Genomic DNA, 22,515 nt, shown 5'->3' on the forward strand with positions numbered 1-22,515 from the left:
TTCGGGGCAGATTTCCAGAAAGCGGCCCCGAAACAAGTTTAACCCTCTTGTTCTTCTTTCGCTATTTTCTTGTCCAGCACAAACGTTCCGAAGGGAATCAACGAGGCAACGAACGCCATAACTACTTTCCAGAAGGACCATTTGTATTTCACCCACACCTGCAGCAGCAAACCCACAAACAGCACAAACAACACGCCGTGCGCCCAGCCCACGTACTTTACCGGCTCTGGGATACCGGCCAGGTATTTCATGGGCATAGCAATGATCAGCAAAACTAAAAACGAAATACCTTCCAGAATGGCAATGGACCGGAAACGGTTGAGAGGAGTATCGAAGGAAAAATGCATAAGAGGAAACGTTTGAAAACGCAAAGGTACGCCACAAGCGTCTAAACCTCACGCCCATTACCAATCGGTCGCCAGATAATTGCTTCGGCACCCTGATTTTCAGGTCAGTTCTCCCCTATTCCGTTTAGGGCCTGATTTCCGGAAAACAGGGCAAAAGCGCCAATTAAATGGGCAACTTTTCCGCCGCGCTCCGGTGTTTTCTTTGTATCTTCGTAGTCCGTTTCGGGTCCATTTTCAACCCTGGACTCAAGACTCAGAACTCTAGACTATTTACCGCTGTGCCAGATTTTTCCCACCTCCATACCCACACCCAGTACTCGTTGCTAGACGGAGCCGCCAGCATTGGCGCGCTCATGAAAAAGGCTTCGGCCGATGGCATGAAAGCCATCGCCATGACCGACCACGGCAACATGTTTGGGGCGTTCAACTTCGTGGCCGAGGCCAACAAGTACAACGTGAAACCCATTGTGGGCTGTGAGTTCTACCTGGTAAATGACCGCCACCAGAAGACGTTTACCAAAGAGCAGAAAGACGTGCGCCACCACCAGTTGCTGTTGGCCAAAGACCAGGAAGGCTACCAGAACCTGGCCAAGCTCTGCTCCTACTCCTACATTGACGGTCTGTACAGCAAGTGGCCGCGCATTGACAAGGAACTGCTGGTGAAATACCACAAAGGCCTCATCGCTACCTCCTGCTGCATAGGTGCGGAACTACCCCAAGCCATTCTCTGGAAAGGCGAAGAGGAAGCCGAGAAACTGCTCAAATGGTGGCTGGATTTGTTTGGCGACGATTTCTACATTGAAATTCAGCGCCACGGCCTCATGAACATTGACGGCACCGGCCTGAGCCAGGAAGATGTGAACCAGGTGCTCTTAAAGTGGGCTATTAAGTACAACGTCAAGGTGATCTGCACGAACGACTCCCACTACGTGGAGAAGTCTGACTGGAACGCGCACGACATTCTCTTGTGCGTGAATACCGGTGAGCAGGAAACTGTGCCCGTGGGTGATTTCCAGACGCAGTACTTCAGAATGATGTCCGGCAGCGGCGAGGTCATTTATGATACGCTGACCAACATTAGAAACACCTACGGCCATGACGAGAACGTGCGCCGCATGTTGTACCGCATTGAAGAAGAACAGCAGAAACCGCGTCCGCAAGACCGCTTCGGGTTCCCGAACGACCAGTTCTACTTCAAGAACCAGGCCGAGATGAACCAGCTGTTTTCTGATGTTCCGTTTGCGGTAGACAACACCAACGAGATCGTGGACAAGATTACGCCGCCCAAGCTGCAGCGCGATATCCTGTTGCCCAACTTCCCGCTGCCTCCGGAGCACCCCACCGCCGATTTGTTCCTGCGCCACTTAACCTTTGAAGGCGCCAAGAAGCGCTACCACGAGATTACACCCGAGGTAGAGGAACGCCTGAACTACGAGTTGGGCATCATTGAGACCATGGGTTTTGCGGGGTACTTCCTCATCACCCAGGATTTCATCAACAAAGGCCGCAGCATGGGCGTGGCCGTGGGCCCGGGTCGGGGATCGGCGGCGGGTTCTGCCGTGGCCTACTGCGTGGGGATCACTAACATCGACCCGATTAAGTACTCGCTGCTGTTTGAGCGTTTCCTGAACCCGGAGCGGGTGTCTATGCCCGATATTGATATTGACTTTGATGACGTGAACCGCCAGCGCGTGATTGACTACGTGGTAGACAAGTACGGCAAAACGCAGGTGGCCCAGATCATCACCTTTGGTACCATGGCCGCCAAATCGTCTATCAAAGACGTGGCGCGGGTGCTGGATCTGCCATTGTCAGAGGCGAACGAACTGGCCAAAATGGTCCCGGAAGTCCCGGGCACCACGCTGGCCAAAGCTTTCATTGAATCGCCGGAACTGGCCGCCATCCGGGACGGAAACGATTTAAAGGCCAGAACGCTAAAACTAGCCGAGAAACTGGAAGGCTCCGTTCGGAACACCGGCATCCACGCGGCGGGCGTGATCATCGCGCCAGATGACATCACCAATTACATCCCGGTGTCCACCTCCAAGGACTCTGACCTATTGGTGACCCAGTTTGACGGAAAGGTAATTGAAAGTGCGGGCATGTTGAAAATGGACTTTTTGGGTCTCAAAACCCTGTCCATCCTGAAAGATGCCATGGCGCTCATCAAGCGGAACCACGGCGTGGAGATCGACATTGATAACATTCCGCTGGACGATGAGAAGACCTACGCTCTTTATCAGCGTGGCGATACCATTGGTACGTTCCAGTTCGAGTCCGAGGGCATGCGCATGTACCTTAAGGACCTGAAGCCGACCAACATTGAAGACTTGATTGCCATGAACGCCTTGTACCGGCCGGGCCCGATGCAGTTCATCCCGAACTTCATCAACCGGAAGCAGGGCAAGGAAGAAGTGGAGTACCCGCACATCCTGCTGGAACCGCTCTTGAAGAACACCTACGGGATCATGGTGTACCAGGAGCAGATTATGCAAACGGCGCAGGTACTGGCGGGCTACTCCCTGGGAGGCGCCGACTTGCTGCGCCGTGCGATGGGTAAGAAGGACATGAAGAAAATGGCCCTGGAGCGCGAGAAATTCGTGGCCGGTGCCAAAGAGATCCATAACATTCCGGCCAAGCACGCTTCTGAGGTGTTTGACGTGATGGAGAAGTTCGCGCAGTACGGCTTCAACCGCTCGCACTCCGCTGCTTACTCGGTAGTTGCGTATCAGACCGGTTATCTCAAGGCCCACTACCCGGCTGAGTACATGGCCGCCGTGCTCACCCACAACATGAACGACATCAAAAAGGTGACGTTCTTTATTGAGGAGGCACGCAAGCAGCAGATTCAGGTATTGGGGCCCGATGTGAACGAATCCATCCACCAGTTCAACGTGAACCAGCAGGGGCAAATCCGTTTCGGGATGGGTGCCGTGAAAGGCACCGGCGAGGCCGCCGTGGAAGCCATCATCGAGGAGCGCGAGAAAACCGGTCCGTACACCGATATCTTTGACTTCGCGAAGCGCGTGAACCTGCGCGCCGTGAACAAGAAGACCTTTGAAAGCCTGGCCCAGGCAGGAGCCTTCGACTCGTTTGAACGCTATCACCGCGCCCAGTACCTGGAAACCCCGGAAGGCGAAAGCATCAACCTCATTGAAAAGGCGGTACGCTTCGGAAACCAATTCCAGGCCGAGAAAAACGCCGCCCAGCAGTCTTTATTCGGTGGCGGTGGAGCCGTGGATATGCCGTTGCCCAAAGTACCAGACGTACAGCCTTGGACATTGACCGAGATGCTTCGCCGCGAGAAGGAAGTAATCGGTTTCTACCTCTCAGGCCACCCGCTGGATCAGTTCAAGCTGGAGATTGACTCGTACTGCACCTGCAGCCTGGACCGTATTGCGGAGTTCAAGAACCGTGACGTGAACGTAGCCGGCATCATCAGCAACGTGGTCATGCGCACCGGTAAAAATGGCAACCCGTTCCTGCTCTTCTCTTTGGAGGACTACGATAACACCATGGGTCTAGCCTTGTTTGGGGAAGACTTCGTGAAATTCTCGCCCTACGTGAAAGAAGGCATGTACCTGTTCATCCGGGCCAAAGTGACGCTCCGCTATAAATCTGAAGACCAGTGGGAGTTGAAGCCCATCTCCATGCAGCTCCTAAGTGACGTAGCTGATAAAATGGCCAAAGGCGTGCGCATGGACATCGACATCCGGAACATCAACGCCATGCTCATTGACCGCCTGGAGGAAGCCGCCATCAACAGCCCCGGCCAAAAGAAGCTGGAACTGGTACTCACCGAGCCCGGCGAACGCCTATCCGTGGAACTGTTCTCCCGCCGTTACCGCATTGACCCGAAAGCGTTTTTGAACAATGTGAAGGATTTGGAAGTAGCTACCTGCCAGTTGATTTAGAACAGTAGCAAGTACCACAATGATTAAAAGCCCAGTTGAGGATCGCTTCCTCAACCGGGCTTTTCTGTTTTTGGAGTGTTTTCACAAAACCAATCCAAAAACTAGAACCTGATTCATCTAGGCTATAGGCTTTCTCCTATATTCACCAGGAGAAAACCTATCGAAACACCGCCATGCGTCTTCACCTTACTCCAAAGAATACCATTGCATTTCTGGCACTTCTGTTCATCTGCCATGAGCTGCATGAACTGGTTCACATCTTAACCGGGTACTTTTTGTGCGGATGCTTCGGAACGCGGGACTTTGAGGGTTGGGAAGTTTGCACGGCTTGTCCGCCCTCCGTCACCATTGCCTGGATTACGTTTGCAGGGCCTTTCCTCACCTATGGGCTTATGTGGGTGGCTTTCTGGCTGATGTCCTGCCGGAAAACAGCAGGGCAACGGGCAATAGGATTCGCCTTGCTGTTCGCCAATCTGCCATTAGGCCGCATTTTACCGGTCCTGAACCGAGAAGGTGATGAATCGTTTATTACCCGCCAGATAATCCAGAAAACGTCAATGACGGTAATGTCCTGGGGAACGGAAATGGTGATTGTTTTTCTGCTCACAGTGCCGGTGCTCATCAGGGCTTGGCAGTTACTGCATCCCAAATACCGGCTCTTTGTTTTCACTGGCTTCTTAATGGTCCCGCTGCTGGCAGAATCGGTGTTGATGAACAAACTGGCTAATGGCCTGCTCCACCAAGGTGTTTTAGCCGGAACCGGAATTCTGGGGAGTCCGGTGCTGGTGAATGTCTGGAATGCCCTGTGGCTGCTGGTTTTGGTTCTTACCTTCTGGCATTTATCTACCCTTCTTACCGTGGCTGAAGAGAAGCAAGTACCTGCCAGGAAGGTGCTGGAGGAGGCATCCTAAAGTCAGGAAACGCTCCTTCTCTCCCGCTTGAGACCCCGCCATTCTGTCATTTCAGCTTCTTTCTTCCTCAGGCCCAACCTTTTCCGTATGAATCAGTAGATATACTACGTTTCTGCCTCGCTTTCCGGGAAACAGCCTCGAAACGGTATCCTTTAGGATAGTGACAAACCTGACACAAATGCGTTAGTTTTACTGTTCAAAGGGAGTTGGTTCTATTTTTGAACGGCATCTTTCATCATTTTTGATACTTATATAAACCGAAAATTATGGCACATAAAGCAATCGAGCTCACCGATGCGAACTTCGAGGAGATCATCAATTCAGATAAACCTGTACTGGTAGACTTTTGGGCAGAGTGGTGCGGACCTTGCCGCATGGTAGGTCCGGTAGTAGAAGAACTGGCCGGCGACTATGAAGGCCGCGTGGTAGTGGGTAAAGTAGACGTAGACGCTAATCCGCAAACTTCTGCCAAATTTGGTATCCGCAGCATCCCTACTCTGCTTGTTTTCAAAAACGGACAAGTAGTAGACAAACAAGTAGGCGCAGTTCCTAAGAACGTATTGGCCCAGAAATTAGACGGTCAGTTAGCATAATATACCTGTCAGTTTACAAGCAGAAAAGCCTCCCCTTCACCGGAGAGGCTTTTCTGCTTCAGGCCTTTTTTGGAGAAAATGGCCCAAAAAGGAACTCGATCTTAGAGGCTAGTCGCAGCCGCAGAGGTTCTTCTCGGCGGTGCAGATATCGGCGTAGCCTTGGTCAAGACGACGCAGGAATCCGCTAAGGCGTTGGTTGTGTTCTTTTACCTCCTCCAGCTTCAGCTCTTTGGGGGGAGATTTGTAGAGTGCTTCCAGCTCCCCTATGTGCTTTCTGAGTTCCAGTTTCTTTTCGTAGAGCCGTTGCACGTACTCCGGCAGGGACTCGGCGGGGTATTGCGTTTTGAAGGCGTTTTCCATACAATCATCCTTTTTCAGGTAGCCCAGGATCTTACGCTCCACTTGCAGATTCAGGTCAAGAAGCCGGGCCTTTTCCTTTTCCAGCAGCTGCTCGTCCAGGCGTTGGTTGAAAAGGCGGGCGGCTTGTTTCACTTCCTCGCGGCAGGTACGGCACTTGGTAGCGTTGGCTTTCTCCAGCAAGTTGTTCCTGAAAGTGATGTTCTCCTCGGTAGGGGCCATATCGCGCAGGCGGGAGACTTCTTTGGCGTACACCTCATTGTACAAGGTAGACTCCAGCCGGTTCAGGTGCTTTGACAACCCTTCGCCCTCCAGGGTGCTTGCAAGGAACTCGGGGTTGGGCAGCTCTACTGAATACAGTTTGTTCAGGTACTGCTCGCGTTGGGCGATGGAGTAAGTTTTAGCCTGCTCCTGATCCAGATCCAGCAGGGTATTCACCATTTCTTTACCGTTTTTCAGGTTGTAGTCAGATTCCATGTAGCTATCGGCGTTGGAAAGGATGGAGTTGTACTCGCCTTTGAAAATACGTTGGTACGTGTGGTTGCGGGAAAACTCCCGGTCACGCTGATAGGCCAGGGTTTTTAGGCGTTTGTAGTCCTGCACCACCGTGAACAACGTTTTGGCGTTGGCCTCAGGGCTATTGTTTTTGTAGTTAAGCCGATAGTTGTTCAGGTTCTGCTTCAGGTCGCTGAAATTGCGCAGGAACTCCACGAACAGCTTTTCCTGCTTGTAGGCATCGTCAGTCACCAAGCCGGCCGTGTAGGCCTGCTCAATGCGCACGCGGCGTTTTTCAATGGTCTCCGAGGTGATGTCGCTACCTGTCAAAGCATCCATCTTGTAGAGCGATTTGTAGTTGGCTACTACCAGCACCGGGTAGTCTTTGAAGTTGAGGGCCGCCTCCAGTTTCTGGCGTTCAAACCCTTGCGGGCTGTTGCTCAGCAGCTCAGTAAGCCGAACCGTGCGTAATGCGGGCAGTTTCGCAAAAGAAGGCACAAACACGTACACCCGCACCGAGTGCAGGCGCGTGTCAAAGTTCTGACCTTCGTAGAGCCTGATGGTAGAGCTGAATTTATATTCCTTGCGCTGAGCGCTGTTCCTGATCAGGTTCCCGAACTCCCCCACCAATGACAACATGGCGGCCTGAGGCGTCATCAATTTGGAAATATTGGTGAGCTGGTTGGCGATGAGGCTGAAGAAGAGTTCGCGGCTATCTGAGGTGAACAGTTTAGCTTCTACCGTGGCGTCTATGTTGCGCTCATCAGCGGCTAGCGGCAGTTTGTCAATGATCCGGATGGCCTCAATGTTGTCCGAGATACGCGATGAGTAATTCTTTTTGTCATTGGCCGGCTCCAACGCGAAATTGTACAACGGATAGACCACCGGCTCCTGCCCAAACAGCTTGGCGTTCTTGAGCTGCGCCGAAATAAACAAAGACTCCAGGTTGATGTAATCGCGGCGGCGGGCCTTAGTGGTTCCCTGCTCTAGTTCATTGATTACTTTGGTGAACTGGCCTGGGTTGAACAAATACATGTCGGTGGTGAGGTACTGCCACTCGTCTGTGAACTCAAACTTGTCCAGGTAATTGTAGCCCAATCGGGTTTGGATCATGTCCTGTGCCTGGCCGGTAAAGGCACACAGCAGCAGGAAAAGCAGGAAGGAGCGGGTAATGCTTAGCTTCATGTAGGCACTTGGTTTAGTATCTGTTCCCGGAATAACGCAACTCTGCGCTAACACGTGTGTGGTGACACAAAGTTCGTTCCTAAAATGCCCATTCCCAAAGGAATACCCATTGCTTTGTGTAAACTTTCTCCCGACCTTCCGGCTTTTTCAAGACCTTCTGGCCTGTGCATTCTTTTATTTCGGTAATTCCCCGGGTTTTCTCATCGGCCCGCTTCTGGTTTCTGGCTGTCTGCGCCTTTACCCTGTTGTATTTTTTTCTGGAGCACGAAGGCTTCTATTTCGGGGACGATTATTCCTATAGCCTTTACGCCCACCAACTCCTGCACGGCGGTTTTCACTTTGACGATTACTCCTTTTGCCACCGGTTCATGGTGTTTGTGCCCACCGCCCTGTTTTACTGGCTCTGGGGAATGAACGTGTACACCACCACTCTGTGGCCGCTTCTGTGCACCCTGGGCACCTTGCTCTTGCTGTATCTTACCTTACGGAAAGACCACCCTATTGCTACTTCCTGGGCTTTGGTGCTGCTCGGCCTCTATTATTTTCAGCTGAATACCGTCAATTACCTCTACCCAGACAACATCCTGCTGTTTTTTACCACGGCCTGCCTTTTGGTGCTTTACAAAGCCAGAAAACCTCTGCCTTCGGTAAAAAAGGAAGTTCTCTGGGGAATGGCTTTTGCCACCCTGAATCTGCTGGCTTTTCTCACCAAGGAGACCATTGTCTATACCGTTCCATTCTACCTGGCCCTTTTCCTGTATCACCTCCTCCGGCGCAAGAACTTGCGGTTCTGGGCGGCAGCGGCCCTCACCGGCATCTTGCTTTTAGGTGGGTACTTTCTTTTGTACAAAATCTTTTCGGGCGATGCGTTTCAGCGGTTCTATGACATCAAAGCCACTAACACCGCCGAGACAAAGCAGGCCTATTTAGACACCAGATCAGCTACCCTTTTCCCCCGCCTCACTTATGGCCCCATCCTATTTTTCATTGGCTCAGGGCTGGCAATTCCGCTGGTGTTTACCCTCCTTTTATTTTTTGCCTCAACAAAACGGCACCTCTCCTCTTTAGGCGCTCCGCTGGGTTTCTGGCTGTTTGCCCTATTGGGGATGTTGTTGCCCATTTGGTTCGGGACCGCCACGGTAGATTTTTACAAACCCATGCCTTTGGTACCGCGCATGTTTCACCCCCTTTTGCCTGCCTTTTGCCTGGTTGCGGGCTTGACCATAGAACAAATCTGGAACAATCGCAACCACTACCTCCTCCTCGCTCTCCTTTTCGGTAGTTGCGCTTTGCTCACCGATAAGAACATGATGGTCATGTACGCTCCTTTAGCAGCCTTTTTCGCGGGGTTGTTCCTCTGGAAAAAGCCATGGCCCCAGTGGTTAGGTTTGCTGGCAGTAGCAGTGGTCCTTTGCATTAGGCCGGTCTATTTCATGCTGAAGCCTACGGTATCTTATTATTTTGAACAGAAAAGCGTGGTAGACCAGCACCTGAAACACCCTACCGGAAGGTATGTGGTCCTCATGGATTCGGTGATGTTAAGCCGTTATGAATACTTCTATGGCTTTGACGTTCCAGAAAACTATTCCTTTTTGAAATACGCTTCCTACCCCAACCCTACGGCGCAAGCGGCAGACACCACCTTCCTGTTGATCAACAACGGCGTGCTGGAACATCCTGAACTAATGGTGAAGCAGCGGGAAAAGGATATTCTGCCGCTCTTCCCTTCGGCTCAACTCCTTCGGCAAAAAGGCAAGGTGAAACTCTTCTACCTTCCCACAGACACCCTTCAGTAAAAGAATAAAGGCCGGATACGTTTCCGGCCTCTTTTATTAAAAATAGGTTAAAAACAGGTACTACCTGCACCTATGGTTTACAGACCTAGTCACACACTCCCAATTAGCACATCAGTACATTAGAGAATTAGCACCTTACTGCCCCTGCTCTTTCTTGATGCGCTGGTAATCCCTGAGATCTGCTTTGTTCTCAAGGGTTACATACTCGGCCTGCAAGGCTCTGATTTTAGTGGCGTGACGGAGGATGATGTCATCGTGCAGGGCTCTTTCGCGGTCGTTCAGGCGTTTGTAGATGTTGTTGGCGTAATCCCAATCTTCGGTGGTCCAGACTTCTTTGCGGTCACGTACCTGTTGCAGGAAATACACATAAGCATCGCGCAGGCTATCGGCGGGAACCTGGGAGAGGATTCTGTACTGACCCAGCAGTTCGCGTTCCATTTGGGCTTGCTTTCCGGCTACAGGGCCACGGGCTTCGCGGGCCTTCCGTTCGGCGCGTTGGCGGGCAAGGGCCTTACCGGCTTCTTTCAATTCGTCCTTGGTTTTCACGGCAGCCGCATTGGCCTTTTCATCTAATTTCTCCAGCTCACGGGAAGCTATTTCCTTGCGCTCACGAGGGGTGGTCTCACAGGAAGTAACCAGGAGGGCGCCCAGCAACGCGGGCAACACCCAGCGGTATAAGTAAAACTGATTTGCTTTTTTCATAGTAGAACAGGAAAGTAAACACCCCGCATACGCAAGCTACCCAAATTTGGGTGCCTAGGCACCTTTGTACCCACTTCTATGGCAAAAAACGGCTTTAACTATTCCCTGGATTTCAAGACCACCGATTTCCGGCAACATCCTGAACTGTACCGTGTGGGCGTAGGTGAACAGGGTGTTTTGCTGGTAGAGCCGTTTAAAAGTGAGATACTGCCGCACTGGCGGTTCAAGAATGTGGAAGTGGCTAGTGCATCGGCGGAGAAGATTTACGGGTTATTTGAAGCGTATTTGGCACAAGAGGAGTTTGTGGGTGCCGACATGGCCCGGAAGTTCCTGCAGATGGGCTTCACCCGCGCCCGCCGCTACGCCAATCACAAGGGTGGCCGCAAATACACACCCTCACCGGAAGATAATAACGAAGGACTCCCCTACCCTTATTCCTCAGGTAGTGCGCACAAGGGAAATGCTGTCCTTCCGCAGGAGGCTGATGCCCTCACGAATGAAAAAGCACAGGCGGCAGCTATCTTCAAGGAATATTGGTTTAAGGCCAAAGAACACCCCGAGTACCTGCGCCAGAAACAGGCTTTCAGAGAGAAGTATTACGAGAAGTAACGTTTCGGGCGTGTTTCTGTGAAAGGAATCCCAAAACGCAAGCAGCTTATTCCTGACGGATGGGATATTTATGATGGCCCGACCCATAAAGCAATCGGGCTTCTGTTTTGAGGCAGTTTTGCGAGAAACCTGCTCAAAACAGAAGCCCGGAAAGTATTGGAGTTTCTGAAGCTCAGGTTACATCACCGGCTGCTGATGCGCTTTGTAAGCGGCTACCCCGGCATCCAGGAACTTGACGAAGTTCTGCACATTAAGCTCGTAGGCAATGGGGGTCACCAGGGGATTCTCGTTGGCGTCCATCAGCACGTAATAAGGCTGGGCGTTGACGTTGAACTTGGTGATCTGGTAATCGGCGTACTTCTTGCCCAGGGTGGTTTTCTGTTTTTGGTCATAGGCGCTGGTGTACCACTCGCTTTTATCCAGTTCGGTTTTGTCATCTACGTACAGGGCCACAATCACGAAATTCTCACGCAGACGTTTCAGCACTTCGGGGTCTGACCATACGTTGGCTTCCATTTCGCGGCAGTTCACGCAGCCGTGGCCGGTGAAATCCACAAAGATGGGTTTTCCTTGCTCCTGAGCACATTTCTTGGCTTGCTCCAAATCGAAGTAGCCTTGCAGGTTGTGGGGCAGGTGCAGAAAATCGGAGTACTTGGGAGGCTCGCAGATGGTACTGGCGGCATTGGCCGAGGACATGCCGGCGGTCAGGTTAAAGTCCTGTGTGGTCTGCGGCGGCAGGTAACCGGCTAGGGCTTTTAACGGGGCACCAAACAGGCCTGGCACCATGTACACCACAAACCCGAAAGTAGCCACGGCAAACAGAAGGCGCGGCACACTTAGATAAGGCAGCTCTGAGTCATGCGAGAACCGGAGTTTGCCCAGCAGGTAAAATCCCATGAGGGTGAAAATCACGATCCACAAAGCCAGGTACACCTCGCGGTCCAGCAGGCGCCAGTGGTACACCTGATCGGCGATGCTCAGGAACTTAAGGGCCAGCGCCAGCTCAATGAACCCCAGGCACACTTTTACCGAATTCAGCCATCCGCCCGATTTAGGCAGGGAACCCAGCCAGTTTGGAAAGATAGCGAACAAGGTAAACGGCAGCGCAAACGCCATGGAATACGCGAACATGCCCGAGATAGGCTTCAGGGTCTCGCCCCCCGCCGACATCACCAGCAAGGAGCCTACAATGGGTCCGGTGCAAGAAAACGACACCAACACGAGCGTAATTGCCATGAAAAACACGCCGTAGTAACCGCCCTTGTCGGCCTGGGCATCGGCTTTGTTCACGAGCCAGTGCGGAAGGGTAATCTCGAACATCCCCAGGAAGGACATCGCAAACAGCAGGAAAACCACAAAGAAAATGAGGTTGGGCAGCCAATGCGTACTGAGAAAGTTTGCGACCTCGGGCCCCGCCAGTTTGGCCACCAATGTCCCGATGAGGGTGTAAAAAGCGATGATAGACAGACCATACACCAGTGCCTTGATGATTCCTTTCATGCGCCCCGAGCTTCCGCCGGTGAAAAAGGTTACGGTCATTGGAATCATGGGGAACACGCAGGGCGTCAGGAGCGCGATCAATCCAGAAACAAAGGCCCCCAGCATGAATTCCCAAAGCCCTATTGGAGCTACCGCATTAGGTGCCCCGGAGGCAATGCCAGCTTCAATGGTCTGGGGCTGCGGCTGAGAAGTGATAGTAGTCCGTCCGCTGTCAGTGGCCTGTGGCAGAGAAGTAACAGAGGCATCAGGAGGGGTGATAAGCGAGGTATCTGAAGTCACCGCCAAGGCAGAACCGGCAATAGGAGCAGCCGAGGTAGCATTAGGTGGTGCAGGGCTTGGAGCGCCACTGCCAGAAACACCGGGCGTTGGGGTACCTCCGGCCCCGCTGTCGTTGGTACCGGTACCCGGGGCCGGTGTATTGGCCGGGGCACTGCCCGGAAGCACCTTGATCTGGGTAAAATTGAAGTCGCCCTCACCGGGAATACACTGGCCATTTACCTCAGAGCAAACTTGGTACTCGTAGCTTCCTTTCACCACTAAAGTGGGTTGCAGCACTTTGATCCGTTGCCGAAACTGGGCCGTTTTCACAAAATAGGTGTATTCGCCGCCCCAGGTCTGGTCAAACTTCTTTTTGGGGTTCACCGGCTTTATCTTGCCCACCAGCGCGTACGAGGGGTGTTTCTGAAAGGTAAAGGTGGTGACGATAGGTCCCAGATCTGGGTCGAAGTCAGAGGAATAGAGGTACCACTCTGGGATAATCTTTGCGTTGAAGATGAGTTCCACCTCCTCGCCTACTTTCACCTCGGTCGCCGATACGTCATGACTCCACGTGGAAGGCTTGAGTATCTGGGCCTGCGCCGTCAGGATGAAAAAGAACAAGGTGAGCAGCAATCCGCCACCGCGTTGCCAAACTATTTTCATTTGTTTTTAGCTTCTAAATAAAGAGGGGCAAATTACTACAAATCCACCGTAAACCCGAACATACCAGCACAAAGCATGCTTATTAAACCCAGGGAGTAGTCTACTTTCTGGCGCAGTTCACGTACAGGAAACGAACCTCAACACTTTGATAGTGCTGATAAACCATTAAATTTGATGCAAGCGTCTCTTTTATACCCCTGAAGAAACGCCTCCCACTATGATCCTCAACATATTTCTGACGCTTTTTCTGGTAGCGCTTAACGGTTTCTTTGTGGCTGCCGAGTTCGCCTTGGTTAAAGTCCGTGCCTCACAGATAGAACTCCGGGCGCAAGCCGGTAATCAGTTGGCCAAAATTGCCTACCACATGATTGGGCACCTGGATGCCTACCTTTCGGCCACCCAGTTAGGAATTACGCTGGCCTCCCTGGGCTTGGGTTGGATTGGCGAAGGTGTGGTGTCTGAAATCATCATTGAGATCATGCACGCGTTCGGCGCAGCCCCAGATCCGGTGCTGGCCCACAAGATTGCGCTACCTATTTCCTTTGCCGTCATCACCGTTTTACACATTGTTTTCGGGGAATTGGCCCCAAAATCCTTGGCCATCCAACGCCCAGAATCAACCGCGCTGGCCGTGGCCGTTCCGCTCCGGATTGTGTATTACGTCTTGCTTCCCTTCATCTGGGTACTCAACGGTTTCTCTAATTTCATCCTGAAGCGCGTGGGCATCACGCCCATGCACGGCTCAGAAGTACACACCGCCGAGGAACTGCGACTGCTGTTTGAGCAGTCTGCCGAGAGTGGCGAGATTGGCGGAAGCCAGCAGGAGTTGATTGAGAACGTGTTCGAGTTCAACGAGCGCATGGTGAAGCAGATCATGGTGCCCCGCACCAAACTGGTGGCCCTGAACATTGACGCCACCGAAGATGAGATCTTTGAGGTGGTTTTCAACGAAGGCTACACCCGCATGCCCATCTACCGCGACACCATTGACAACATTGTGGGTATCATGTACGTGAAGGACCTGCTGGTGGTGCTTCGGGCCGGCGAGCAGGTTAACTTGGAGAAGCTCATGCGCCAGGCCTACTTCGTGCCCGAAACCAAGAAAATAAGCCGATTGCTCAAAGATTTCCAGCGCAACCGCATGCACATTGCCGTAGTGTCAGATGAGTTCGGTGGCACCTCGGGAATCGTCACCATCGAGGACATCATTGAAGAATTGGTGGGAGAAATCCAGGACGAGTACGACGAGGAAACGCCGCTGGTAGAAAAGCTGAACGACTTCGAATTTAAAGTCGATACCTCAGCCTCCATTTTAGATGTAAACGATGACCTGCCCTATCCGCTTCCCGAAGGCGAGGATTACGAAACCGTAGGCGGTTACCTCAACATGATCTACGGCCGTATCCCAGAGATCGGCGAAACCACCATCCATGGGGTCTACGAATTCAGAATCCTGGAGAAAACCGAGCGAAACGTAGAATCTGTGTTGCTGAAAGTAACCGAAGACAAACGCGACGATATCTTATAGAGGTGTTTCTGGCCTGTTTCTGCCAAACCAACTCAAAACCAAACCTTCCTTCTACCTCCTGGGCTAAACTCAGGAGGTCTTTTTTTTGCACTTTCTTTATTGACTTTAAACGGCAAAACAATCTAGTGAACTCCACTTGTTTGCTGCGGAAGGGGTGTTTCTATTTAAATATGCAGCGACAGCCAACATTCTTCTAGTATTTGTACGTATTCCGCATCAGGGTAAGTACCAAGAAAGCTTTGTAGCTATAACCCAAGCATGCTTTTGCACGTTCTTTTCACTAAACAAAAAAGGAAAAAAGCTATATATTAATTCATCAGCATCTTCTTCTATGGTTAAAGCCACTTCTACCCCTCAGAACTCTATCGCCGTTGTAAGTGGCGGAGCGTCTGGCATGGGGAAGGCCATTACGGAGCAATTGACAACGGCTGGCAAAAAGCTCAACAAAGCCGAGGGACCAATGCCCCAGGAAGAATCAGACGCTGAATTTTCCTTCGGCAAGGTAGCTAACCAAGAAGACATATCGGCGCTTTACGCCCCTTTTTCCCAAACGTACGGCAAACCAGACATTTTGGTATGCTTCCCTAACCAAGGCGTTCAGGGTTTTGGGGTAAGCACCACCGCTTCTGACGTCACAGACACCTACTCATCTAAGAACACAATATCCCGACATAACACGGTTGAATCCCTCGGGTACAGAGCCCCGCAGCAAGCACGGCACCTCTCGCTGAACTACCTTACAGTTCACCCGAGCCTTCAACCCTTCTAACCCCCTAAACACCCACTAACAACTATGAAAAAGAAAGTCTTGATTACCGGCGGTGCAGGCTTCATTGGGTCTCACCTGGCAGATGAACTAATCAACTTCGGATATGAGGTACGCGCGCTAGATAACCTTTCTGAGCAGGTGCACGGCAAAGACTGTGAACGCCCTGAATACCTGAACCCGGCCGTAGAACTGCAGGTAGGTGACGTGCGCGACAAAGCGGCCGTGATGAAAGCCTTGGAAGGCGTAGATGCCGTGTTCCATTTCGCCGCCATGGTGGGTGTGGGCCAGAGCATGTATGAAATCAAGGAGTATACCGATGTGAACAACATCGGCACCGCCGTTCTTTTGGAGTGCCTGATTGAGAAACCGGTAAGCAAACTGGTGGTAGCCTCCAGCATGAGCATCTACGGCGAAGGTCTGTACCATTCCGCCACCGGCGAGAAAGTAATTGCCGCCGAGCGTGGTTTAGAGCAACTCAAAGCCGGTGACTGGGAACTGAAAAGCGAAAAAGGCGAGGTGCTGACCCCAGTGGCGACGCCAGAATCTAAGATTCCGTGCCTGTCCTCGGTGTACGCACTGTCTAAATATGACCAGGAGCGTCTTTGCCTGATGGTAGGCCGGGCGTACAACATCCCAACGGTAGCCATGCGCTTCTTCAACGTGTACGGCACGCGTCAGGCGCTTTCTAACCCGTACACCGGCGTGCTGGCGATCTTCGCCTCCCGCTTCCTGAACAACAACGCCCCTATGATTTTCGAGGACGGAAACCAGCAGCGTGATTTCGTGCACGTGCGCGATGTGGCGTTGGCATGTCGTCTGGCCATGGAAAAAGAAGAAGCCAACGGACAGGTCTTCAACGTGGGCAGCGGAAACAATTACACCATCAAAGAAATTGGCGAGCGTCTGGCCGAGGTGATGGGAAAACAGGAATTAACTCCCGAGATTACCGGCAAGTACCGCGTAGGCGACATCCGTCACTGCTACGCCGACATCAGCCTGGCCAAAGAAGTCTTGGGCTTTTACCCACAGGTAGAATTCAACAGCGGTTTAACAGAGCTAGCCGATTGGCTGGAAGGACAGATTGCGTACGACCGCGTCAATGAGGCGAGCGCCGAGCTAGCTGCCCGTGGCCTGACCGTCTAGGCGTTGCGTTTCTGACCTGTTTTCCTAAAAAGAAGCTTAAAACCGTATGACAAGAATCGCCAAAACACATCCTACACATACTCCCCTGGCCGCCCCCACCATCGGCTTGGTGCAATGGTTCCAGCCTGGTGAGCACGCCCGCGTAGAAACTGTTCTGGCGGAGGTAAAGGAGTTGGGCGTCACGGAACTGCGCACCGGCATCTCCTGGGCCGCCTATACCACCCAAGAAGGTAAGGCTTGGTACAACTGGCTTATCCCTACCTTAGCCAAACAAGTGCAGGTCCTGCCTTGCTTTCAAGACACCCCAGCTTCTTTGGCGGTGGCTCCTAAAACATCGGCCCCGCCGCAAAACCCTACTGCTTTTGCAGAGTTTCTAGACAGCGTACTTACTGACCTAGGCACCCATTTTGAATGGGTGGAACTTTGGAACGAGCCCAACAACAAAGCCGAATACGACTTCACCTTAGACCAGAACTGGAATACGTTCTCCCAGATGATTGCCGTTGCCGCTCAGGTAGTCAAGCAACATGGCAAGAAAACCGTTTTGGGTGGCATGAGTCCCATTGACCCCAACTGGCTGCAATTGATGTACAACCGTGGGGTGCTGGAGAACATGGACGCGATAGGAATTCACGGGTTCCCCGATGTCTTTGACCAAAACTGGGAAGGCTGGGATGCCAACATTCAACGCGTGCGCGAGGTACTAGACCGCAACAGTGTCAAAGCTGAAATCTGGATTACCGAGGCCGGTTTCTCTACCTGGCAACACGATGAATTCAAACAGTTTCAAGAGTTCCGCAACGTATGCAAAGCACCGGTAAATAAAGTTTACTGGTCTAGTGTGCAAGATTTAGACATGAACAGCACCGAAGAGTTTCACGCAGATGAGCGGAAAAACCACTTCGGTCTAAAACACGTGGACGGTTGCCCTAAACTGTTGTACCGCCTGTGGGCTGAGAACGGCTTGGATGGATTGGACAAGTTCAACTTCATCCGCCGCAAAGAAGATTTCTCAGACCAGGAGCGCTACTCAGTAGTAACCGGCGGGGCCGGATTTGTGGGCACCAACCTGGCCAAGCGCCTGCTGGAACAAGGCAAACGCGTCTTGATTTTCGATAACCTTTCCCGCACTGGCGTAGAGCGCAACCTGCAGTGGCTGCACCAGAACTACGGAGACAAGCTGGAGGTGTACGTAGGTGACATCCGCGATTTACAGGCCGTAAAACGCGTGATGAAGTACGCCAACGAAGTATACCATTTCGCAGCGCAAGTAGCAGTGACTACTTCGCTCACCGGTCCTATTCAGGATTTTGAAATCAACGCCCGTGGCGTGGTGAACGTGCTGGAAGCCATCAGAGCTCAGGACAACCCACCTCCGTTGGTGTTCACGTCTACGAATAAAGTGTACGGCGGCTTGGAAGACTTGCGCTTCATCCAAAACGGCACCCGGTACAACCCATCAGACAAGCACATCAAGGCCAATGGTATCTCAGAGGCTCGTCCGCTGGACTTCCACAGCCCGTACGGCTGCTCTAAAGGCGCTGCTGACCAGTACGTGGTAGACTACGCCAGAACCTATGGCATTCCGGCCGTGGTGTTCCGGATGAGCTGCATCTACGGCCCGCACCAATACGGCAACGAAGACCAGGGCTGGGTGGCGCACTTCGCCATCAGAGCCATCGAAAACAAGGCCATCAGCATTTACGGCGACGGCAAGCAGGTGCGCGATATCCTGTTTGTGGAAGATTTGGTAGATGCGTTTTTGCTGGCGCAAGAGAACATGAAAGACCTTTCGGGGCAAGCCTTCAACATTGGCGGTGGCGTGAAAAACACCACCAGCTTGCTTGAATTGCTGGACTTGATTGGAAACTACCGCGGCAAGAAAGTGAACCTGAGTTTCGGAGATTGGCGCCCCGGCGACCAGCACTACTATGTGTCTGACATCCGCAAGTTCCACGAGGCCACCGGCTGGTACCCTAAAAATAGCGTGGCCGAAGGCGTAGCCAAACTGTACCAATGGTTGTGCGAGACTAGAGGCATTGAAGTCTCTTTGAAAGCGCCTGTCGCCCTAGAACAAGAAACCGATAACGTAGCCGTAGCATAACAGCACATGCAAACCGACCTATTCCAAGAAACCCTAGACACCTCCGAAGCCACCACCAACATGGCTGCGGCGGTGATTACCGCTCCTAAACAAGTAGAAATCCAGGAGGTGGCTCTGCCCGAACCAAGCGCCACGCAAGTGCGCATCAAGCTGGAAGGCTGCGGCCTGTGCGCCTCCAACATACCCGTGTGGGAAGGCCGTGAGTGGTTCTCCTACCCTATTCCGTCCGGCAACCCAGGCCACGAAGGCTGGGGCATTATTGACGCTGTGGGCGAAGAAGTGAAAGACCTGAAGGTAGGCGACCGCGTAGCCGCCCTTTCCTATAATTCCTACGCCGCTTATGACGTAGCCGATGCCACCTCAGTGGTGAAGTTACCGGAGTCATTGGCCGGCAAACCGTTCCCCGGTGAGCCTTTGGGTTGTGCCATGAACATCTTCAAACGCTCTGACATCAAAGCTGGACAGACCGTTGCCATTCTGGGCATCGGGTTCTTGGGGGCTTTACTCGTACAATTAGCCAAAGAGGCGGGCGCCAGGGTTATTGCCATCTCCCAGCGTCCGTTCTCTCTGGACATCGCCCAGCAGTGCGGCGCCGATGAAATCATCCCCATGGATGACCACTACAAAATCATTGAGCGCGTAAAAGAACTCACCGGCGAAGTTTTCTGCGACCGCGTGATTGAGTGTACCGGCAAAGAATGGCCCTTGAACTTGGCTGGCGAATTGTGCAAAGAGCGCGGCCGCCTCATCATTGCCGGTTTCCACCAGGACGGCATGCGCCAGGTGAACATCCAACTCTGGAACTGGCGCGGCCTAGACGTGATTAACGCCCACGAACGCGACCCACAGATGTACTTAGACGGCATCAAAGAAGCGGTGGAAGCCGTGGAAAGCGGCCGCATGAAACCCGAGATGCTCTACACCCACACCTTCCCACTGGAGAAAATGGTCGAGGCATTTGCCGCCTTAACTGACCGCCCAGACGGATTCATGAAGGCGATTGTAACGATGTAAAATATTGGATGTCACGCATTCCGTCCCCCCTTTGAAGGGGGTAGGGGGATGACAAGGCCTCTCAAGATTCAACTAGCTCCGGCTACAAAGAAAGACCTCAGAATTTAGAATCGGGGATGTGCTCAGCACGAGTAGTCATCCCCTACCCCCTTCAAAGGGGGACGTTCACCGTAAGACACAAACCCGTTTCCCGCCTCTTTTTACAAAAACAGGTGGGAAACCTTTTGCTTCTACAAAGAAGCTCTAACACCCAAACAGACCCTTTATTCTAATGACTGAAGATACTTTACTAGAACCTACCCCAGAAGCAACTGCTTCTAGTACTGATACTCTCAAACTAGGCTTTCTAGGAATCGGCTGGATTGGCCGTAACCGCATGGAAGCCATTGCCAATGCAGGCGTAGCCGAAGTGACTGCCGTGGTAGACCCAGCCCCGCAAAACATAGAGGAAGCGCACAAAACCGCTCCTGCTGCCAAAGTGGGAGAAAGCATTGAAGATTTACTGACTGATGAAATAGATGGCGTAGTCATCGCCACACCTAGCGCCTTCCATGCCGATCAATCTATCCAGGCCTTAGAGAGCGGCAAAGCCGTTTTCTGCCAGAAACCCTTAGGCCGGTTTGCAGAGGAAACCAGACGCGTAGTAGAAGCGGCTCGTAAAGCCGATACGCTCTTGGGCGTGGACCTCTCCTATCGCAGCACCGTCGCCATGCGCAAAGTGTATGACCTGGTAAAATCAGGCGAACTAGGCGATATCTACGGCGTGGAACTGGTCTTCCATAACGCCTATGGACCTGACAAGCCTTGGTTCTATGACCCTCAACTCTCTGGCGGCGGCTGCGTGATTGACCTGGGGGTGCACCTTGTAGACCTAGCGCTCTGGACCTTAGACTTCCCGGAAGTGGAAAGTGTGACCAGCAGCCTCTTCTCCAAAGGCAAGCGCCTGACCACTTCGGCCGATACCGTGGAAGACTACGCCACCGCCAGCATTCAATTAGCCACTGGCCCGCACGTGCAACTGACTTGCTCCTGGAACTTACCCGCCGGGCAGGAAGCCATTATCAGCGCTACGTTTTACGGCACCAAGGGAGGCGCAGCCTTCAAAAACGTGAACGGTTCTTTCTATGATTTCGTGGCCGAGCGCTTCTGGGGCACCAAAACCGAGACCCTGGTTTCGCCGCCGGATGCCTGGGGCGGACGGGCCGGTGTGGAATGGGCGCAGCGCGTAACCAACGGCGAAAAGTTCAGCGAAGAAGCCGAGCAGTTTGTGAAAGTTGCAGAAGTACTGGACAAAATCTATGGTAGATAAACCGCATCGGCGCGTACTCATGACCACCGACAGCGTGGGCGGGGTCTGGACCTACAGCTTGGAGCTCATCCGGGCGTTGGCGCCGCATAACGTGCACTTTTACCTAGCCACTATGGGCGCAGCCGTTACCCTGCAGCAACGGCAGGAACTAGCGGCCCTGACCAATGTGACCGTGTACGAGAGCGAATACCAGTTGGAATGGATGGACAATCCCTGGACGGAGGTGGACCAAGCCGGCGAGTGGCTTTTGGAGCTAAGCGAACAACTTAACCCAGACCTCATCCACCTGAACAATTTCTGCCACGGGCACCTGCCTTGGAACAAACCGGTGCTCATGGTCATCCATTCCTGCGTGCAGACCTGGTGGCGCGCCATGAAAAATGAGAATGCCCCCACCAACTGGAACACGTATTTCGAACGCGTGCGCGATGGGTTACATGCTGCCGATCTCGTGATCGCCCCTACACAAGCCATGCTGGAGGAAGCCGAAGCCGTTTACGGGCAGTTTTCCCAAAAGCAGGTCATTAACAACGGCCGTGATCCGCATGCCTTTCATTTCGGGCGCAAAGAGCCGTTTATCTTCAGCATGGGCCGCGTGTGGGACGAAGCCAAAAACATTGCCTTGCTCACCCAGGTAGCCGATGCCGTGGACTGGCCCATTTACATCGCTGGCGATGCCGTGCATCCGGCCACCGGCGACAGCAAGCTGTTCAAAAACGTGCATTTCCTAGGCAAACTCTCGCAACGCGAAGTAGCCGACTGGCTTTCCCGCGCCTCGTTGTATGTGCTGCCCGCCAAGTATGAACCCTTTGGGTTATCCGTTCTGGAGGCCGCTTTTTCGGGTTGCGCGTTGGTGTTGGGTAAAATCAACAGCCTCAAGGAAATCTGGGGCACCTCGGCAGAATACGTAGGCACCAATGACGTGGAAGGATTGACCACCATCCTCCAAAAACTCATTGACGATGAATTTTTGCGCAACATCATGGCCTGCCGGGCGGTGAAAAAAGCCCAAGACTATACCACCGCGCTCATGGCCCAGGAATACTTGCAAGCCTACTCCACCTTGCCGAACCACGTCAAGGACAAAGCGGCTGATGAAGTGGAGACATTGTAAAACTACCCTCTTCTTCGTCCCCCTTTGAAGGGGGTAGGGGGATGACAAGGCGGATTAAAGAACTGGCAGCGATTACAATGAAACAAAGGGGACCGATTCTCGGGAATGCAATTATCTGCACGAGACATCATCCCCCTACCCCCTTCAAAGGGGGACGGAATACGTGAAAAAGAACGAACCAAATAAGTCTAGTATCCAACTACT

General features: G+C 52.7%; 16 protein-coding genes. 12 read left to right on the forward strand and 4 right to left on the reverse strand.

Annotated elements, in window-relative coordinates:
- Window positions 1-38: 38 nt before the first annotated feature.
- A complete protein-coding gene (locus tag EFB08_RS01955) occupies window positions 39-347 on the reverse strand; it encodes a DUF3817 domain-containing protein (protein WP_123125218.1) in 309 nt (102 codons plus the stop codon).
- Between the two features lie 278 nt (window positions 348-625).
- On the opposite strand from EFB08_RS01955, the gene dnaE reads away from it, so the two are divergent.
- The 3 genes from dnaE to trxA all read left to right on the forward strand — a co-directional run bounded on the left by dnaE (window position 626) and on the right by trxA (window position 5,765).
- The gene (dnaE, locus tag EFB08_RS01960) at window positions 626-4,261 is read left to right on the forward strand and encodes a DNA polymerase III subunit alpha (protein ID WP_123125608.1); all 3,636 of its coding nucleotides are present in this window, start codon (window positions 626-628) and stop codon (window positions 4,259-4,261) included.
- 173 nt (window positions 4,262-4,434) lie between these two features.
- Entirely contained in the window at window positions 4,435-5,172 is a 738-nt protein-coding gene (locus tag EFB08_RS01965) for a hypothetical protein (protein ID WP_123125219.1), read from the forward strand.
- 266 nt (window positions 5,173-5,438) lie between these two features.
- Complete coding sequence (gene trxA, locus EFB08_RS01970) at window positions 5,439-5,765, forward strand: thioredoxin (protein WP_123125220.1); 327 nt, start codon at window positions 5,439-5,441, stop codon at window positions 5,763-5,765.
- A 108-nt stretch (window positions 5,766-5,873) separates the two neighbouring features.
- Here trxA and EFB08_RS01975 read toward each other — a convergent pair whose 3' ends face one another.
- Entirely contained in the window at window positions 5,874-7,802 is a 1,929-nt protein-coding gene (locus tag EFB08_RS01975; RefSeq protein WP_123125221.1) for a hypothetical protein, read from the reverse strand.
- Window positions 7,803-7,966: 164 nt separating this feature from the next.
- Between EFB08_RS01975 and EFB08_RS01980 the strand changes: the two genes are divergently transcribed.
- Window positions 7,967-9,598, forward strand: coding sequence for a glycosyltransferase family 39 protein (locus tag EFB08_RS01980; protein ID WP_123125222.1), 1,632 nt, complete (start codon window positions 7,967-7,969; stop codon window positions 9,596-9,598).
- A gap of 135 nt (window positions 9,599-9,733) precedes the next feature.
- On the opposite strand, the gene EFB08_RS01985 is transcribed toward EFB08_RS01980, so the two are convergent.
- Window positions 9,734-10,300 carry a hypothetical protein gene (locus EFB08_RS01985; protein WP_125077626.1) on the reverse strand — a complete coding sequence of 189 codons (567 nt, stop codon included), beginning with the start codon at window positions 10,298-10,300 and terminating at the stop codon, window positions 9,734-9,736.
- Between the two features lie 78 nt (window positions 10,301-10,378).
- Here EFB08_RS01985 and EFB08_RS01990 point away from each other — a divergent pair, with 78 nt between their 5' ends.
- Entirely contained in the window at window positions 10,379-10,909 is a 531-nt protein-coding gene (locus tag EFB08_RS01990; RefSeq protein WP_123125224.1) for a DUF4385 domain-containing protein, read from the forward strand.
- Window positions 10,910-11,086: 177 nt separating this feature from the next.
- Here the strand turns inward: EFB08_RS01990 and EFB08_RS01995 are convergent, their stop codons facing one another.
- Window positions 11,087-13,330 carry a protein-disulfide reductase DsbD family protein gene (locus EFB08_RS01995; RefSeq protein WP_123125225.1) on the reverse strand — a complete coding sequence of 748 codons (2,244 nt, stop codon included), beginning with the start codon at window positions 13,328-13,330 and terminating at the stop codon, window positions 11,087-11,089.
- Window positions 13,331-13,547: 217 nt separating this feature from the next.
- Between EFB08_RS01995 and EFB08_RS02000 the strand changes: the two genes are divergently transcribed.
- From EFB08_RS02000 to EFB08_RS02030, 7 genes are all read left to right on the forward strand, one after another.
- Window positions 13,548-14,858 (forward strand): hemolysin family protein, encoded by a 1,311-nt coding sequence (locus EFB08_RS02000; protein ID WP_123125226.1) that lies wholly within the window; start codon window positions 13,548-13,550, stop codon window positions 14,856-14,858.
- A 331-nt stretch (window positions 14,859-15,189) separates the two neighbouring features.
- Window positions 15,190-15,627 carry an SDR family oxidoreductase gene (locus EFB08_RS02005; protein ID WP_125077627.1) on the forward strand — a complete coding sequence of 146 codons (438 nt, stop codon included), beginning with the start codon at window positions 15,190-15,192 and terminating at the stop codon, window positions 15,625-15,627.
- 24 nt (window positions 15,628-15,651) lie between these two features.
- Window positions 15,652-16,770, forward strand: coding sequence for an NAD-dependent epimerase/dehydratase family protein (locus tag EFB08_RS02010; RefSeq protein WP_123125228.1), 1,119 nt, complete (start codon window positions 15,652-15,654; stop codon window positions 16,768-16,770).
- A gap of 46 nt (window positions 16,771-16,816) precedes the next feature.
- On the forward strand, window positions 16,817-18,874 hold the full coding sequence (locus EFB08_RS02015; protein ID WP_123125229.1) for an SDR family NAD(P)-dependent oxidoreductase: 2,058 nt from the start codon (window positions 16,817-16,819) through the stop codon (window positions 18,872-18,874).
- Window positions 18,875-18,880: 6 nt separating this feature from the next.
- Window positions 18,881-19,888 carry an MDR/zinc-dependent alcohol dehydrogenase-like family protein gene (locus EFB08_RS02020; RefSeq protein WP_227006166.1) on the forward strand — a complete coding sequence of 336 codons (1,008 nt, stop codon included), beginning with the start codon at window positions 18,881-18,883 and terminating at the stop codon, window positions 19,886-19,888.
- 271 nt (window positions 19,889-20,159) lie between these two features.
- Window positions 20,160-21,197, forward strand: a complete 1,038-nt coding sequence (locus tag EFB08_RS02025) for a Gfo/Idh/MocA family protein (protein ID WP_123125230.1) — start codon at window positions 20,160-20,162, stop codon at window positions 21,195-21,197.
- Complete coding sequence (locus EFB08_RS02030) at window positions 21,187-22,311, forward strand: glycosyltransferase (RefSeq protein ID WP_227006167.1); 1,125 nt, start codon at window positions 21,187-21,189, stop codon at window positions 22,309-22,311. The genes EFB08_RS02025 and EFB08_RS02030 overlap by 11 nt, the downstream gene beginning before the upstream one ends.
- The last annotated feature ends 204 nt before the right edge of the window (window positions 22,312-22,515 follow it).

The organism is Rufibacter latericius (assembly GCF_003721515.1).
Taxonomy (GTDB): Bacteria; Bacteroidota; Bacteroidia; order Cytophagales; family Hymenobacteraceae; genus Nibribacter; species Nibribacter latericius.

Bases quoted from the DNA above. Each gene is read 5' to 3' on its own strand.
- EFB08_RS01955 (WP_123125218.1), bottom strand. From the start codon at position 347: ATGCATTTTTCCTTCGATACTCCTCTCAACCGTTTCCGGTCCATTGCC.
- EFB08_RS01965 (WP_123125219.1), top strand. From the start codon at position 4,435: ATGCGTCTTCACCTTACTCCAAAGAATACCATTGCATTTCTGGCACTT.
- trxA (WP_123125220.1), top strand. From the start codon at position 5,439: ATGGCACATAAAGCAATCGAGCTCACCGATGCGAACTTCGAGGAGATC.
- EFB08_RS01975 (WP_123125221.1), bottom strand. From the start codon at position 7,802: ATGAAGCTAAGCATTACCCGCTCCTTCCTGCTTTTCCTGCTGCTGTGT.
- EFB08_RS01985 (WP_125077626.1), bottom strand. From the start codon at position 10,300: ATGAAAAAAGCAAATCAGTTTTACTTATACCGCTGGGTGTTGCCCGCG.
- EFB08_RS01990 (WP_123125224.1), top strand. From the start codon at position 10,379: ATGGCAAAAAACGGCTTTAACTATTCCCTGGATTTCAAGACCACCGAT.
- EFB08_RS01995 (WP_123125225.1), bottom strand. From the start codon at position 13,330: ATGAAAATAGTTTGGCAACGCGGTGGCGGATTGCTGCTCACCTTGTTC.
- EFB08_RS02000 (WP_123125226.1), top strand. From the start codon at position 13,548: ATGATCCTCAACATATTTCTGACGCTTTTTCTGGTAGCGCTTAACGGT.
- EFB08_RS02005 (WP_125077627.1), top strand. From the start codon at position 15,190: ATGGTTAAAGCCACTTCTACCCCTCAGAACTCTATCGCCGTTGTAAGT.
- EFB08_RS02010 (WP_123125228.1), top strand. From the start codon at position 15,652: ATGAAAAAGAAAGTCTTGATTACCGGCGGTGCAGGCTTCATTGGGTCT.
- EFB08_RS02015 (WP_123125229.1), top strand. From the start codon at position 16,817: ATGACAAGAATCGCCAAAACACATCCTACACATACTCCCCTGGCCGCC.
- EFB08_RS02020 (WP_227006166.1), top strand. From the start codon at position 18,881: ATGCAAACCGACCTATTCCAAGAAACCCTAGACACCTCCGAAGCCACC.
- EFB08_RS02025 (WP_123125230.1), top strand. From the start codon at position 20,160: ATGACTGAAGATACTTTACTAGAACCTACCCCAGAAGCAACTGCTTCT.
- EFB08_RS02030 (WP_227006167.1), top strand. From the start codon at position 21,187: ATGGTAGATAAACCGCATCGGCGCGTACTCATGACCACCGACAGCGTG.